The organism is Candidatus Paracaedibacter acanthamoebae, from assembly GCF_000742835.1.
Lineage (GTDB): Bacteria > Pseudomonadota > Alphaproteobacteria > Paracaedibacterales > Paracaedibacteraceae > Paracaedibacter > Paracaedibacter acanthamoebae.
Map to the genome: position 1 here is coordinate 1,731,862 of NZ_CP008941.1, position 14,245 is coordinate 1,746,106.

General features: G+C 42.5%; 11 protein-coding genes, 1 tRNA gene and 1 pseudogene. 11 read left to right on the forward strand and 2 right to left on the reverse strand.

What is annotated here, in order from left to right; genetic code table 11:
• Positions 1–24 precede the first annotated feature (24 nt).
• From ID47_RS07780 to rpmB, 11 genes and pseudogenes are all read left to right on the forward strand, one after another.
• Positions 25–926, forward strand: a pseudogene (locus tag ID47_RS07780) (IS982 family transposase).
• A 697-nt stretch (positions 927–1,623) separates the two neighbouring features.
• Positions 1,624–2,301, forward strand: a complete 678-nt coding sequence (locus tag ID47_RS07785) for a hypothetical protein (protein WP_038465360.1) — start codon at positions 1,624–1,626, stop codon at positions 2,299–2,301.
• The gene (locus ID47_RS07790) at positions 2,301–2,486 is read left to right on the forward strand and encodes a hypothetical protein (RefSeq protein ID WP_038465362.1); all 186 of its coding nucleotides are present in this window, start codon (positions 2,301–2,303) and stop codon (positions 2,484–2,486) included. Before ID47_RS07785 ends, ID47_RS07790 begins: the two co-directional genes overlap by 1 nt.
• Before the next feature lie 93 nt (positions 2,487–2,579).
• Positions 2,580–2,656, forward strand: a tRNA-Arg gene (locus tag ID47_RS07795).
• Positions 2,657–2,681: 25 nt separating this feature from the next.
• Complete coding sequence (locus ID47_RS11965) at positions 2,682–3,743, forward strand: metal-dependent hydrolase (protein ID WP_051908758.1); 1,062 nt, start codon at positions 2,682–2,684, stop codon at positions 3,741–3,743.
• Positions 3,744–3,833: 90 nt separating this feature from the next.
• Entirely contained in the window at positions 3,834–4,811 is a 978-nt protein-coding gene (locus tag ID47_RS07805; RefSeq protein WP_038465364.1) for a GDP-mannose 4,6-dehydratase, read from the forward strand.
• A 9-nt stretch (positions 4,812–4,820) separates the two neighbouring features.
• Complete coding sequence (gene fabD, locus ID47_RS07810; protein ID WP_038465366.1) at positions 4,821–5,780, forward strand: ACP S-malonyltransferase; 960 nt, start codon at positions 4,821–4,823, stop codon at positions 5,778–5,780.
• A gap of 9 nt (positions 5,781–5,789) precedes the next feature.
• Positions 5,790–6,527, forward strand: a complete 738-nt coding sequence (fabG, locus tag ID47_RS07815) for a 3-oxoacyl-[acyl-carrier-protein] reductase (RefSeq protein WP_038465368.1) — start codon at positions 5,790–5,792, stop codon at positions 6,525–6,527.
• A gap of 54 nt (positions 6,528–6,581) precedes the next feature.
• Entirely contained in the window at positions 6,582–7,466 is an 885-nt protein-coding gene (locus ID47_RS07820) for a lysophospholipid acyltransferase family protein (protein ID WP_038465371.1), read from the forward strand.
• A gap of 195 nt (positions 7,467–7,661) precedes the next feature.
• The gene (locus ID47_RS07825) at positions 7,662–8,600 is read left to right on the forward strand and encodes an ArgK/MeaB family GTPase (RefSeq protein WP_051908759.1); all 939 of its coding nucleotides are present in this window, start codon (positions 7,662–7,664) and stop codon (positions 8,598–8,600) included.
• A gap of 38 nt (positions 8,601–8,638) precedes the next feature.
• A complete protein-coding gene (gene rpmB / locus ID47_RS07830; protein ID WP_038465372.1) occupies positions 8,639–8,929 on the forward strand; it encodes a 50S ribosomal protein L28 in 291 nt (96 codons plus the stop codon).
• Positions 8,930–10,186: 1,257 nt separating this feature from the next.
• Here rpmB and lon read toward each other — a convergent pair.
• Positions 10,187–12,574 (reverse strand): endopeptidase La, encoded by a 2,388-nt coding sequence (gene lon / locus ID47_RS07835; protein WP_038465374.1) that lies wholly within the window; start codon positions 12,572–12,574, stop codon positions 10,187–10,189.
• Between the two features lie 23 nt (positions 12,575–12,597).
• Positions 12,598–13,866, reverse strand: coding sequence for an ATP-dependent Clp protease ATP-binding subunit ClpX (clpX, locus tag ID47_RS07840; protein WP_038465376.1), 1,269 nt, complete (start codon positions 13,864–13,866; stop codon positions 12,598–12,600).
• Positions 13,867–14,245: the final 379 nt, after the last annotated feature.

Genomic DNA, 14,245 nt, shown 5'->3' on the forward strand with positions numbered 1-14,245 from the left:
ATTCTGAATAAAATAAGAGGCTTCATGGTTCCCTTAGAAGAGATATTCTGCTTAATTGATGTTTTTTGCAAGCAATTTGAAGAAACACAAAAATCTAAACTGTTGCCTAATTTTTCAAGGAAAAGAATTCGATTATGCTCTCTTTCAATTTCAGAGATCATGACGATCATGGTTTTGTTTCATCTTAGCCATTATAGAACCATTATAGAACGTTTAAGGATTTTTATAGGGACTGTCTTTCAGTAAATTTTAAAAGCGCATTTCCAAAATTAGTCAGTTACAATAGATTTGTTGAGTTAATGCCTTATGCAGCTATACCTTTGCTTGTCTTATCTTTCAGGCTGACTGGTAAAACAACAGGCAAATATTATATCGATTCAACAAAACTTCATGTCTGTGACAATTTAAGGATTCATAGCCATAAGGTATTTAAAGATTTAGCAAAACGGGGAAAGACTTCGACAGGATGGTTTTTCGGATTCAAGTTGCATCTTATCATCAATGATAAAGGAGAACTTATGACTTTTAGAATTACATCAGGAAATGCAGATGATCGTGCTGTCGTGAGAAAAATGACTGCTGGCCTGAAAGGATGGTTGTTTAGCGATAAGGGTTATATCAGCACAAAGTTCACTGAAGAACTTAAAAATAGAGGGTTAGAGCTTATTACGAAAGTAAAGAAAAACATGGAAAAAAAGATTATCAGTCCAATCAAAAACCTCTGGCTTAAAAAGAGAAGTGTTATAGAATCTGCTATAGATCAAATGAAAGCAATTCTCCACATTCAGCATACTCGGCATAGGTCTCCTGACAATTTTCTGGTTAATCTTCTTGCTGGTATTTTAAGCTATATCCTTAAGCCAAAAAAACCTACAGTTTCTTTTGCTAAGGCAATCTCTGGAATGTCTCTGCTTATGTCGAACTGACGTTAATGAATTAAGCTTATTCATAGGAAAGGTGAGATAAGAGGAGAAAATTCTAGTTTATTTTCTCCTCACTACTCCATAGACCAAGTGGGTGACCCCCCCCACTTAGTCTATAAGGCTCTCAAGAGCCTTTTGCTGCCCTCTTAGAGCAGTGGATGTTCATCTTTTCATTTGAGTAAGGTTTTTGATGTCTGAAGTATGTCCAAAATAAGGCTTTAAGGCCTTATGAGGCAGAGTTTTAAAGAAAAGAGGTCAAAAGAGTGATTGTTTTAAAGCATGTTTCTTTTCAGAACATGTAAATTTTACTCAAAAAAAATTTCATGCAAAAGCCCTGCTCTACTCCTATGGACGATTGCAGTGTTACTCCGGTGCTCGAATTCTCATGGGACTTTAATGAGACACTGCGTATCGGTGCTCCGTTTGCTCCTCGCACTCCTCTCGTAAAAGTGAGTTTCGAAAGAAGTCTAATAAAGCCTCTCTGAATTGAGAGAAAAGCAGTCCCCTGTTTAAATTATTTAAAAGTTTTCTCCCCACCTTTCTTAAGAATATTTAATAAATATTAAGATTTAGGGATGCTACTTAACTAAAAAAAAATACCTCTGCAACAATTAAAATTGTAGTTATCTGCTGACCCATAAAAAGTGATCAGTTTCTGCTTATATTGTTTACCCATTTTGTTCCCTGTAGGAGGTCTTTCATGCTTACTTCCCTGAAACGCATTTTATTTCTATCCAACCTTATGTCCTTTGCGGTGAATGCGTTAGAAGCTTCGCCTGCCCCTTTAAATTCTTTGGCCACCACACCAATATTGTCGGCGCCACAGCCATCCCTCTTAACTCCCCCAAACCATATCAGCGCGGACAAAAATTTAAAATTGGAAACATTGGGAAAAAAGTTAACCATAGTACAGAACCATTTAACCCAAGAGGCTAAAAACGGCAATAGAGTCGCACAAGTCGCCTTAATTGATGCCTATCAGCATAATAAATATGGATTTGCTCTTACAGATGCTAACCAAAAGATAATCTTAATGTTCTTGACTGAGTTTTCTAAAAACAACCCGCTGCTACGACCTATCCTTATCCGAGCCTATAAAGATGGTGATTTTGGTATTAATTATAAAAGGCAAAAGAATGCCAGAATGGGGAAAAAGCTCGCCCTTCAGTATATAGACTCTCCTAATATTGGGGATTTAATTATAGAAGCGATGACGGAAGAGCGGCTTACCTTTAAGCCGCACCTCAATTGTTTACCGCTTATAATGAAACTGGCATTTGAATTTAAAAATAAAAATGCGCAAGTGTTCTTATTAAGATGTTATATAACTGGCAAATATGGTGCAGACTTTCCTAAAAAAAGTTATTCCGCGATATAATGGAAAAATTGGAACCCTATGCTGATATAAATTCCGATTTAGCTACGTTAATTATCTCCATTTGGGAACAGAATCTTTTAGGAATAAAAGACAAGAAAGAGCTTCAAGTAGAGCAATTTAGAATTAAAAATCGTTTTATCCAAAAGTCTTTTAAAGAATATCAAAGAGAAAATTTCTTCTATTAGGATTTTCATTAATTTAAATGCCTAGAGTTATCCCCCATTTAAATTGATCACACTTGGATTTACGGCCCAAGTGTGATATCTATAAAGCACAGGGCGGTCGTAGCTCAGCAGGATAGAGCGACGGATTCCTAATCCGTAGGCCGTGGGTTCGAATCCCGCCGATCGCACCAAAACTATGCATTAAAATGAGTAAAAATGGACCTCATTACCCAAGGAATTTTAGGCGGCGCCATTGGCCAAGCTGGCTTTCAAAACAACCTCGGTAAAAAAGCTGTTTTATGGGGTGCCTTAATTGGCATGGTTCCGGATCTTGATGTTTTAGTTAAGATTTCAAGCAATCCTCTGTCAGAACAATTGTACCACCGAGGCTTTACCCATTCTCTATTTTTTGCCCCTTTGGCAGCCCCTTTCTTAGCCGGGCTGTTATGCCGATTTTATGATAAAAAGGTAAAGGCACCCAACTATTGGACATGGTTCTGGCTCGCCTTTTGGGTACTGATTACCCATCCTCTGCTGGACCTTTTTACAACGTATGGGACTCAACTCTTGAACCCTATTAGTAATTACAGATTTAGTCTGTCAGGTATTGCTATCATTGACCCTCTTTATTCTATCCCCTTATTAACAGGGGTCTTAGTAGGCTTGTGGACCAAAACGCAAGCTTTTCGAAGCTATTTAACGTCTCTTTTACTGCTGCTGACAACAACCTATTTATTCTATGGTGTTAGTTGCAATCAAAAAGCACTAGCTCTGGCGCGTCAAAGTATCGGCCAGCAAGGATCGATTATGATCAATAGCTATCCCACTTTATTACAAATTCATGTTCGCCGATTAGTAGCCCATGTCGGGGACCAAGTTTGGATAGCCTATACAACAACCTATCCTGGCTCCAATTATCCCATTCGCTGGGAAAAATATGATAAAGCGCCGGCTAAAACTTGCCAATCTTTTCTTGCCACCACTGAGGCCCAGATCTACGATTGGTTTAGTGATGGGGATTACATCATGACTCAAACCCACAATATTCTGAAAATGCAAGATTTACGATTTGGATTTATTGGTTCCTCTCAGCTGGGCATTTGGGGGCTCTACGCAAAAATCAATCCAGACGGCTCACTGCAAAACCCCCCGCAGAAATTTCGTACACCAACAAATTTTGGTAACGGCAAGGATGATATTTCAACATCCCTACTTCAACAGTTGTTCCAAGCCTCGCTGGGGTATGAAAGTCAACTTTTAGGAATCTATCACCTCTAACGATTGCTTTTACCACCCAAGCAATTTGCTTGTTGGGTTAACTTAAATATGGTAGAAGTTGGTTTAAATTAGCAATATTCGAGAGTAACAATGTCAAAGTCCCCGGTTTTCTTAACTGGCTGTGCCGGCTTTATTGGTATGCACACAACCAAACGTCTCCTTGACCAAGGGGAAACAGTCATCGGTGTCGACAATATTAATCCATACTATTCTGTTGATTTAAAACGCGATCGTCTGAAGCAATTAGAGCATCCAAATTTTCATTTTCACGAGGTCGATATTAGTGACCGCCAAGCTATGGAAAAAATTTGGACGACTTATGAGCCTAAAAGGGCTATCAATTTAGCAGCCCAAGCAGGGGTCCGTTATTCCATCGAAAATCCATTCGCCTATATTTCAAGCAACATCACGGGATTTTTGGTTATGCTTGAACTATGTCGTCACCAAAAAGATTTTGCAAATCTGGTCTATGCAAGTACCTCTTCCATTTATGGATCCAGTACCAATATGCCTTTCGTTGAAGATCAAATGACGGCGGTTCCTATCTCCCTTTACGCGGCAACCAAAAGTGGCAATGAATTAATGGCTCAATCATACAATTATCTGTATGGAATGCCAGCAACAGGTCTTCGATTTTTTACCGTTTATGGCCCATGGGGACGTCCCGATATGGCAGCCTTTAAATTTACGAAGGCCATTCTCGCCGGCGAGCCCTTAGATCTTTATAATGCTGGAAAAATGAAGCGTGATTTTACCTATGTTGAGGATATTGTCTCTGGGGTTGTCGCCGCCGTGAACAGAAAACCGACGAATAAGATTGGTGAGAGGCATCCTATTTACAACCTTGGCAACAACCGTTGTGAAGATTTACCACGAATCATTACACTGATTGAAGAAACACTTGGGAAAAAGGCACTCATTAATAATATGCCAATGCAACTAGGGGACGTTAAAGAAACCTATGCTAATATTGATAAGGCTAAGGCTGAGCTTGGCTATTCCCCCCAAACAACCATTGATACAGGCGTTCCAAACTTTGTTCGATGGTATATGGACTATCATAAATAAGGACAACAAATGAAACTAGCTTTTACATTTCCGGGACAAGGATCTCAAACTGTTGGGATGGGCAAAGATTTTTATGATAATTTTGCCGTCTCAAAACAAGTTTTTGAAGAAGTTGATAACACCCTTAACCAGAAGTTAAGCACTCTCATCTTTGAGGGAGATCAAGATAAGCTAACGCTCACTGAAAACACGCAACCAGCCCTGATGGCGGTCAGTATGGCAATTATTCGGGCTCTTGAAAATGAGTTGGGTGTCAAAGCAGCCTCTCTAACAGCCTTTATGGCAGGCCATTCTTTAGGTGAATATACAGCAAACTGTGCTGCTGGCACCTTTAGTTTAGCTGATACGGCCCGTTTACTCCGCATTCGTGGCTCAGCCATGCAAAAAGCAGTTCCCGTGGGTCAAGGGGCCATGGCTGCGATTTTGAATATGCCCATCGAAGCGGTAGAAATTCTTGCAAGTGATGCTGCTCAAGGCCAAGTCTGCGTTATTGCTAATGATAACTCTGAAGGTCAAGTTGTCATTAGTGGTCACACAAAAGCAATTGATCGAGCAATCCCACTTGCTTTAGAAAGAGGAGCTAAACACGCTTTGTCCTTACCGGTCAGCGCCCCTTTCCATAGCCCGTTAATGGAACCGGCGGCAGCAGCGATGGCGGAAGCTTTAGATTTAGTTAACAGTCAATCACCCCTCTGTCCCATCTTAACGAACGTGACAGCCAGCCTTGTCTATGATGATGAAATCCTTAAACGCTTTTTGGTGGATCAAGTTACGGGCCGAGTACGCTGGCGGGAATCCATGACGGGACTCCCTTTACACGACATTACCCATTGTATTGAGATTGGCGCCGGAAAAGTACTAACGGGTCTGGTTAAGAAATCAGCGCCGTCAGTCGAAGCCAGCACAATCAATACAATCGATGACATGAAGAATTTTATAGATACTCTTGGTACAAAACTTGTTGCATAAGGAAAAAATATGTTTCAGCTCAATGATCAGGTTGCATTAGTAACAGGGGCAACTGGCAGTTTAGGAAAGGCCATCGCCCGTAAACTTCATCAACAAGGTGCCATAGTTGCCATTTCAGGGACGCGTGAAGCCTTATTGAATGAGCTGGCAGCAGAGCTTGGCGATCGCGTTCACGTCTTTCCCTGCAACCTTGGAGATACAGACAGCGTTGAAGCCTTAATTCCAGCTGTTATAGAAAAGCTTGGTAAAGTTGATATCTTGGTTAACAATGCTGGTGTAACACGCGACACTCTTATCATGCGCATGAAAGATGAAGATTGGGACACGGTTATTAACATTAATCTAAGCTCAGTTTTCCGTTTATGCCGAGCCGCCACCAAAGGAATGATGAAACGCCGCTATGGTCGCATCATCAATATTTCATCCGTGGTTGGCTTTACAGGTAACCCGGGCCAAGCAAACTATTGCGCCTCCAAAGCTGGTCTGGTTGGGATGACGAAATCCTTGGCGACTGAGCTTGCCAATCGCGGTATTACAGCGAACTGTGTTGCCCCCGGCTTTATCGCGTCTGCTATGACGGAAGAGTTACCCGAAGCAACCAAGGCAAACATTTTATCCTCCATTCCCATGGACAAGATGGGAATAGCTGATGATATCGCTGTGGCTGTCGTCTATTTAGCGTCCCTCGAAGCAAGCTATATGACAGGGCAAACTCTGCACGTTAATGGTGGAATGGCGATGATTTAAGCGTCGTCGCCAAACAACCTTCTTTTTCTTAATCAAGGGTGTTAACTTAACCTCATGAAAAAAATTCGTCATCTACTTGAATATATTCCCATTTATCTTCTCTACCGTCTTTGCCGAGTTATGGGGTTTAGGCGTGCCTCAAATCTCGGGGGTTTTATCGGTCGACATCTTGGGTATTGGTATGCTTTACTGACTAAAGTTGCTGACAAAAACATTGCCCGAGTTTTCCCCACACTCTCCCCTGATAACCGAAAAAAAATAATTAAAAAAGCAGCTGAAAATTTTGGTCGAACCTTTTTCGAATATTTTGTTTTAGATTTGGCTGATCAAGATCCTGCATTCAAAAATGAATCCAACGGCTTCGATAAAGTGGCCGATTACATTGCGGGTAAGCGGCCCATTATCGGATTTTCGGCCCACCTTGGCAATTGGGAAATAGGCGCAAAAGACTATCTCGCGCACGGACGTGCATTGACAACAATATACCGCGCCATTAACAACCCTTATGTCAATGCCTTAATCTTAAAATGCCGTGGAACGATTGTGGCCAATCAGATTCCAAAAGGCAAAGGTTCAGGCCTTGCCTCTATTCGAGCCCTAAAATCAGGCCAGCACATGGTTATCCTTGTTGATCAAAAATTCAATGAAGGAATAGATATTCCCTTGTTCGGCCATCCTGCTAGAACAGCTGATGGATACGTTAAATTAGCGATTGCCGCCAACGCTTATTTAGTCCCGATGCTCATCACGCGCCATGACAGTACCAAATTTGTAGTTCATTATATGGATGACGTTATTGACCCCACAACCATGACAGTTGAAGAGTGCTTACTGAAAGTAAACCATTATCTCGAGGAATGGATAAAAACCTATCCTGACCAATGGTTCTGGTTCCATCGTCGTTGGGATAAGCCATTTTATAAGGATAACGTGGCTTAAGGTGGGGAGCTCTCAGAAATATATAGCTGTCCTTCTTAATTCATTCCGATGACAGGTTATCTATAAGGAATGAGTAACTCACAGCGCCTTCCTCAAGGTAATTCACTTAACCGTCTTCCCTTAACCTAAAAAACTTAGACTATTGCCGTTTTCATTATTAAAGTATTAATCAGGGCGTAAAAGAAGGACGTAATTATGAAGGTTTTGAAAAAATTAGATCTGTCTGATCGCCGTAATCTAGCCAAAACGATCTCCTTAGTCGAATCAGAAAAAAATCAAGACCAGCAAGAAGGCGACCTTCTCATTCAGGAACTTTATGATGGGCTCCAACAAGAGATACCACAAAACACAATTGTTATTGCGATCACGGGTACCCCTGGGGCTGGGAAATCAACTTTTATCAATGCCTTTGGTACTCAATTGGCAGACCAGGGTTTCAAAGTTGCAGTTCTAGCCATTGATCCGAGCTCTAGCCTTTCTGGAGGGGCGATCCTGGGCGATAAAACACGGATGACAGAGCTCGCTCGCCATCCCAATGCTTTTATTCGCCCCACCCCTTCCCGCGTCGGCAGCCTTGGTGGCCTGGCGCCAGCAACAGAAGACAGTTTATACATTTTAAAAGCAGCTAAATTTGATTATATCTTTATTGAAACCATTGGTGTAGGTCAAAATGAATGGGATGTTGCGTTGCTCGCCGACAGGGTAATCATAATGATTCCTCCCATGACGGGCGATGAGCTACAAGGCATTAAAAAAGGCAATTTAGAATATATTGACTACCTGGTTATTAATAAGTTTGATGGCGCTTCCAAAGATCTAGCCCGCGCTACCGCTGATGACTATCAATCAGCCTTTAAAAGCCTTGGTAAAAAAGTTTTTCTAACGTCAGCTGTGGAAAAAACTGGATTCGAGGATATTTTAAAGGAAATTCAGAGGCACTCACCACCTTGTCAACACTCAGAACAGCTTTTATTACGTCGCTTAGACTCTCAATTACTTAAAACGTTATTATCTATTCCTTCCATTGCAGAGATTTTTAATCAAACGAATAAATTGAAAGCCCCAACACGGATTAAAGTAAATTTTTTCATAGAACAATTAAAGAAATTATTGACGCGACAACAAATTTTATAGTACTAATTGAGCAAGTTATATTTATGGGAGTCAAAACCATGGCACGTCGTTGTGCAATTTCTAAAAAAGGTGTTCTATCTGGCAATAATGTCAGCCACGCAAACAATAAGTCACGCCGTCGCTTTTTGCCTAACCTACAAAACGTGAGCTTTATGTCTGAAGCTCTAGGTCGTGCAATTAGCATGCGTCTTTCCACTAATGCTATCAGAACCATTGAATTTCATGGTGGTTTAGACGCATACTTGCAAAAAGTAAGCTCTGTTAACCTTGATCCAAAAATTGCAAAGCTTAAAAAAGTTATTATTAAAATTGCAGAAGCACGTCAATAAGATTCATTATTTTTGCTTCTAAGATATAGGCTCTGGTTTTCCAGAGCCTTTTTTATTGCTTGGCATCTCGAGTTCCCGGCTCTTCGGCCGGGAAAAGGGCCTTCTATGAACAATAAATGCATCCCCGGGCTTGACCCGGGGTCTCGATAATCCGCTTATCATCTCGAGTTCCCGGCGCTTCGGCCGGGAAAGACGACTCTTTCCGGGCAACCAAAAGACAACCTAGAAACTTAAATTAATATGAAAGCTTCCTCATTCCGGACTTGATCCGGAATCCATTCCTGGGTCTTAATCCGAGAAAGATTTAGAAAAATATAGCTGGGATAAAACCATACTGTCCGTGAACTCAAGGTATAGTTTCCGGATCGCCCTTCGGTTGCCCGGAAAGAGGAAGTTTTACGGGGGACGATGAGGTACTCTTCCTAACCCCATGCTTGATTGCCACAGCCAATATTTCAGGAGTAATTGCTTATCACCTCGAGTTCTCGGCTCTGCGGCCGGGAAAGGGAGACCTTTACTATATATTTCTCACCTTTTCCGGGCAACCGAAGGGTGACCCGGAAACTCGATAGGGCAGAGTAATCGCCTATCAGCTCGAGTTCCCGGCTCTTCGGCCGGGAAGAGGGCCTTCTATAAACAATAAATGCATCCCCGGGCTTGACCCGGGGTCTCGATAATCCGCTTATCATCTCGAGTTCCCGGCGCTTCGGCCGGGAAAGACGACTCTTTCCGGGCAACCAAAAGACAACCTAGAAACTTAAATTAATATGAAAGCTTCCTCATTCCGGACTTGATCCAGAATCCATTCCTGGGTCTTAATCCGAGAAAGATTTAGAAAAATATAGCTGTGATAAAACCATACTGTCCGTGAACTCAAGGTATAGTTTCCGGATCGCCCTTCGGTTGCCCGGAAAGAGGAAGTTTTACGGGGGACGATGAGGTACTCTTCCTAACCCCATGCTTGATTGCCACAGCCAATATTTCAGGAGTAATTGCTTATCACCTCGAGTTCTCGGCTCTGCGGCCGGGAAAGGGAGACCTTTACTATATATTTCTCACCTTTTCCGGGCAACCGAAGGGTGACCCGGAAACTCGATAGGGCAGAGTAATCGCCTATCAGCTCGAGTTCCCGCCTCTTCGGCCGGGAAGAGGGCCTTCTATAAACAATAAATGCATCCCCGGGCTTGACCCGGGGTCTCGATAATCCGCTTATCACCTCGAGTTCTCGGCTCTGCGGCCGGGAAAGGGAGACCTTAGCTATTGCATCCCAGCAGGACTTGGAGAAACAGAGTGGTTTTTCTCAACCCACTGTATGGGCTTAAGGGCAGAAATAAGAGCTTCTTTAAGAACTTCATCTGCTGTTGCGACCGGGATAATCTTAATTCCTTTCTTGACGTTTTCTGGAATATCGTCAAGATCTTTCTCATTGTCGATCGGAATCAAGACTTTTTTAATACCCCCGCGGTGAGCTGCCAACATCTTCTCTTTTAATCCACCAATTTGAAGAACACGCCCTCTCAAAGTGATTTCACCCGTCATGGCCACATCCTTATTTACCGGAATGGATGTTAAAGCTGACACAATGGATGTACACATAGCAACGCCTGCCGATGGACCATCCTTTGGAATGGCACCTTCCGGAACGTGAATGTGAATATCGCGCTTTTCAAATATTTCCGGATCAATTCCAAAACGTGGCGCTTGCGAACGAATGTAACTAACAGCAGCTTGGATTGATTCTTGCATAACATCGCCAAGCTTACCTGTGATCATCGTCTTACCTTTACCAGGAACAACAACAGCTTCAATGGTTAACAAGTCGCCACCAACTTCTGTCCACGCTAAGCCTGTTGTCGCCCCAACAGCGTCTTGTTCTTCAACCTGACCGTAATGGAATTTAGGAACCCCCGCGTATTTACTCAAATTCTTGGCTGTAATACTAACAACTTTAACTTGATCAACCAGAATTTCCTTAATGGCTTTACGCGCCAAATTGGCAATTTCTCGTTCCAGATTGCGCACACCTGCTTCACGCGTATAAAGACGAACTAGATTTTTCAAGACCTCCTCATCGATCATCAGTTCATTTTTCTTGAGGCCGTGAACTTCCATTTCTTTTGGAACTAAATGCTGTTTAGCAATTTCGATTTTTTCATCCTCTGTATAACCGGGCAGACGAATAATTTCCATACGATCCAACAATGGTTGCGACATCTTCAATGTATTGGCTGTCGTCACAAACATTACATCGGATAAATCATAATCAACCTCTAAGTAGTGATCATTAAAGGTAGCGTTCTGTTCTGGATCTAAAACTTCCAGCAACGCTGAGGCGGGGTCTCCGCGCCAATCCGCCCCCATTTTATCAATCTCATCTAATAAGAACAAAGGATTACTGGTCTTAGCTTTCCGCATGCTTTGAATAATCTTACCCGGCATCGATCCGATATAGGTTCGGCGGTGGCCGCGCACCTCAGCCTCATCCCGGACACCGCCCAGGGCAACCCGTACGAAATGACGCCCAGTAGCCTGCGCAATTGATTTACCAAGAGATGTCTTACCCACACCGGGAGGTCCCACCAAGCACAAGATTTGCCCTCGCACTTTACCCACGCGTGCTTGAACAGCTAGGTATTCCAGAATACGCTCTTTAACTTTATCTAAGCCGCAGTGATCCCGATCAAGAATTCGACGCGCCTCTGCTAAATCTTTTTTGACTCGACTGCGATGTTGCCAGGGGATATTGAGCATCCAATCAAGATAGTTGCGCACAACCGTCGCTTCCGCTGACATAGGATTCATAGCGCGCAGTTTCTTCAGCTCTGCTGTGCACTTTTCTCGCGCCTCTTTACTAAGTTTAATCTTACGGATCTTGGTTTCAAACTCAGAAAGCTCATCCTTCGCTTCATCCACATCGCCTAACTCTTTTTGAATAGCCTTCATCTGCTCATTCAAATAATAATCGCGCTGTGTCTTTTCCATTTGCTTTTTAACGCGATTACGGATGCGTTTTTCGACTTGCATCACACTAATCTCGCCTTCAATCATGGATAAAAGCTCTTCCAATCGATCCCCGACGCCGGCCATTTCCAAAAGTTTTTGCTTTTCCGCAATCTTTAAGGATAAATAGGACGCAATTGTATCCGCCAGCTTAGCAGGATCATCAATTTGATTAATGGTCACCAAAACATCCGGTGGAATTTTACGATTTAACTTAATGTATTGCTCGAATAGAGCGATGAGACTGCGCGTGACAGCCTCCAACTCTTCCTCAGAGCGTTCCTCTACAAGATCCAACGGCTCCGCATAAGCTTCAAAATAGTCAAGTTGGTCAGAATATTGAACAATTCGCACCCGACGCACGCCTTCAACCAAAACTTTAACGGTGCCATCTGGTAGCTTTAAAAGCTGCAAGACACTGCCAATCGTCCCAATGGTGTAAAGGTCAGTCGTCGACGGATCGTCCAAGGCTGGATTCTTCTGTGTCACAAGCAAAACCTGCTTGTCTTCCCCGCGCATAACATCTTCTAAAGCCCGAACAGATTTTTCACGCCCTACAAACAAAGGCACAATCATGTGAGGAAAAACAACAATATCTCTCAACGGGAGCACGGGATACTTAGTACCGTTCATCTGTCCCTGCATTTACTTACCCTCTTATTGTCTTTTTAGTTATCAGATCCTGTCTTATCTGCTCGCTTCTGTGCAAGCATTTTTAATGGTTGAGCCCGTCCTTCCACAACTTCCTTATTGATAACAACTTCTTCCACATCTTCATAGCTTGGTAATTCGAACATTGTATCAAGTAGAATAGCTTCAAGAATCGACCTTAAACCACGTGCCCCTGTTTTGCGAGCAATCGCTTTTTTCGCAACCCCCATCAATGCATCTTCCGTAAAGGAAAGCTTCACGTCTTCCATTTCAAAGAGTCGCTGATACTGCTTAACCAAAGCATTTTTAGGTTTAGTCAAAATCTCAACCAAAACTTCGGCTGTCAAATCGGTCAATGTAGCAATCACCGGCAAGCGACCAATGAATTCTGGAATGAGACCAAATTTCAATAAATCTTCTGGTTCTAAATCTTGCAAGATCTCACCCGGCGTCCGATCATCAGGTCCTCGAACATCAGCGCCGAACCCAATTGCAACACCTTTACCACGGCTTGAAATGATTCGATCAATTCCCGCAAAAGCTCCGCCACAAATAAACAAAATGTTTGTCGTATCAACCTGCAAGAATTCTTGCTGCGGGTGCTTCCGGCCGCCTTGTGGTGGAACTGACGCCACTGTACCTTCCATGATCTTCAACAACGCCTGCTGCACCCCTTCCCCGGACACATCACGGGTAATGGATGGATTGTCTGATTTACGAGAAATCTTATCAACCTCATCAATGTAAACAATGCCGCGTTGGGCGCGCTCAACATTATAATCTGCTGCTTGAAGTAAGCGTAAAATAATATTTTCTACATCCTCACCAACATACCCAGCTTCTGTCAGCGTCGTCGCATCTGCCATGGTAAATGGGACATCAATAATACGAGCAAGCGTTTGGGCTAGTAAAGTCTTACCACTCCCGGTGGGTCCAACCAACAGGATATTGGACTTCGCAATCTCAATATCGGCTCCTTTGCCACCGTTATTCAACCGTTTATAGTGATTGTGAACCGCCACCGACAAAACTTTTTTAGCCTGTTCCTGCCCGATCACATATTCATCTAAAACTTTACAGATTTCCATTGGTGAGGGAATACCCTCAGCATCTTTAGAAAATGTAGCACGGCTTTCTTCCCGAATAATATCCGTACATAGCTCTACACACTCATCGCAGATAAAAACTGTCGGTCCCGCAATGAGTTTACGCACCTCGTGCTGGCTTTTACCGCAGAAAGAACAATACAAAGTGTTCTTAACATCTGTTCCACTGGTTTTACTCATGCTTGACTCCTAAAATCTCCTATGTATCATAATCTTTTTTACAAAAAAGACAATGATCACAAGTGCCCTTTTCAATTATAAGTATGTATCCTAAAATCTAAATAAATAGTTAAATAAAATCCCTCTTAACTATTTTATGGGAAATTAGAAAGCCTTACCTTGCCAGAAAAACTTATGACTTCCAAGACTTTTCAGCCATCATCACAACAATTTTAGCGATATAGAGCTCTGATTGCCAGCATAAATTAAAACATTGAAGGACTCTACCTTTCATAATGATTCAAAAATCATCAATTTTAAACATGAGATTTTAGTGATTTTTTGACCTACCCATTTGCGCAGAGTCGTAAGCAAGCTCAATAACCAATATATCGTTGAC

Coding starts and splice junctions, on each gene's coding strand:
- ID47_RS07785 (WP_038465360.1), top strand. CDS start 1,624: ATGCTTACTTCCCTGAAACGCATTTTATTTCTATCCAACCTTATGTCC.
- ID47_RS07790 (WP_038465362.1), top strand. CDS start 2,301: ATGGAAAAATTGGAACCCTATGCTGATATAAATTCCGATTTAGCTACG.
- ID47_RS11965 (WP_051908758.1), top strand. CDS start 2,682: ATGGACCTCATTACCCAAGGAATTTTAGGCGGCGCCATTGGCCAAGCT.
- ID47_RS07805 (WP_038465364.1), top strand. CDS start 3,834: ATGTCAAAGTCCCCGGTTTTCTTAACTGGCTGTGCCGGCTTTATTGGT.
- fabD (WP_038465366.1), top strand. CDS start 4,821: ATGAAACTAGCTTTTACATTTCCGGGACAAGGATCTCAAACTGTTGGG.
- fabG (WP_038465368.1), top strand. CDS start 5,790: ATGTTTCAGCTCAATGATCAGGTTGCATTAGTAACAGGGGCAACTGGC.
- ID47_RS07820 (WP_038465371.1), top strand. CDS start 6,582: ATGAAAAAAATTCGTCATCTACTTGAATATATTCCCATTTATCTTCTC.
- ID47_RS07825 (WP_051908759.1), top strand. CDS start 7,662: ATGAAGGTTTTGAAAAAATTAGATCTGTCTGATCGCCGTAATCTAGCC.
- rpmB (WP_038465372.1), top strand. CDS start 8,639: ATGGCACGTCGTTGTGCAATTTCTAAAAAAGGTGTTCTATCTGGCAAT.
- lon (WP_038465374.1), bottom strand. CDS start 12,574: ATGCAGGGACAGATGAACGGTACTAAGTATCCCGTGCTCCCGTTGAGA.
- clpX (WP_038465376.1), bottom strand. CDS start 13,866: ATGAGTAAAACCAGTGGAACAGATGTTAAGAACACTTTGTATTGTTCT.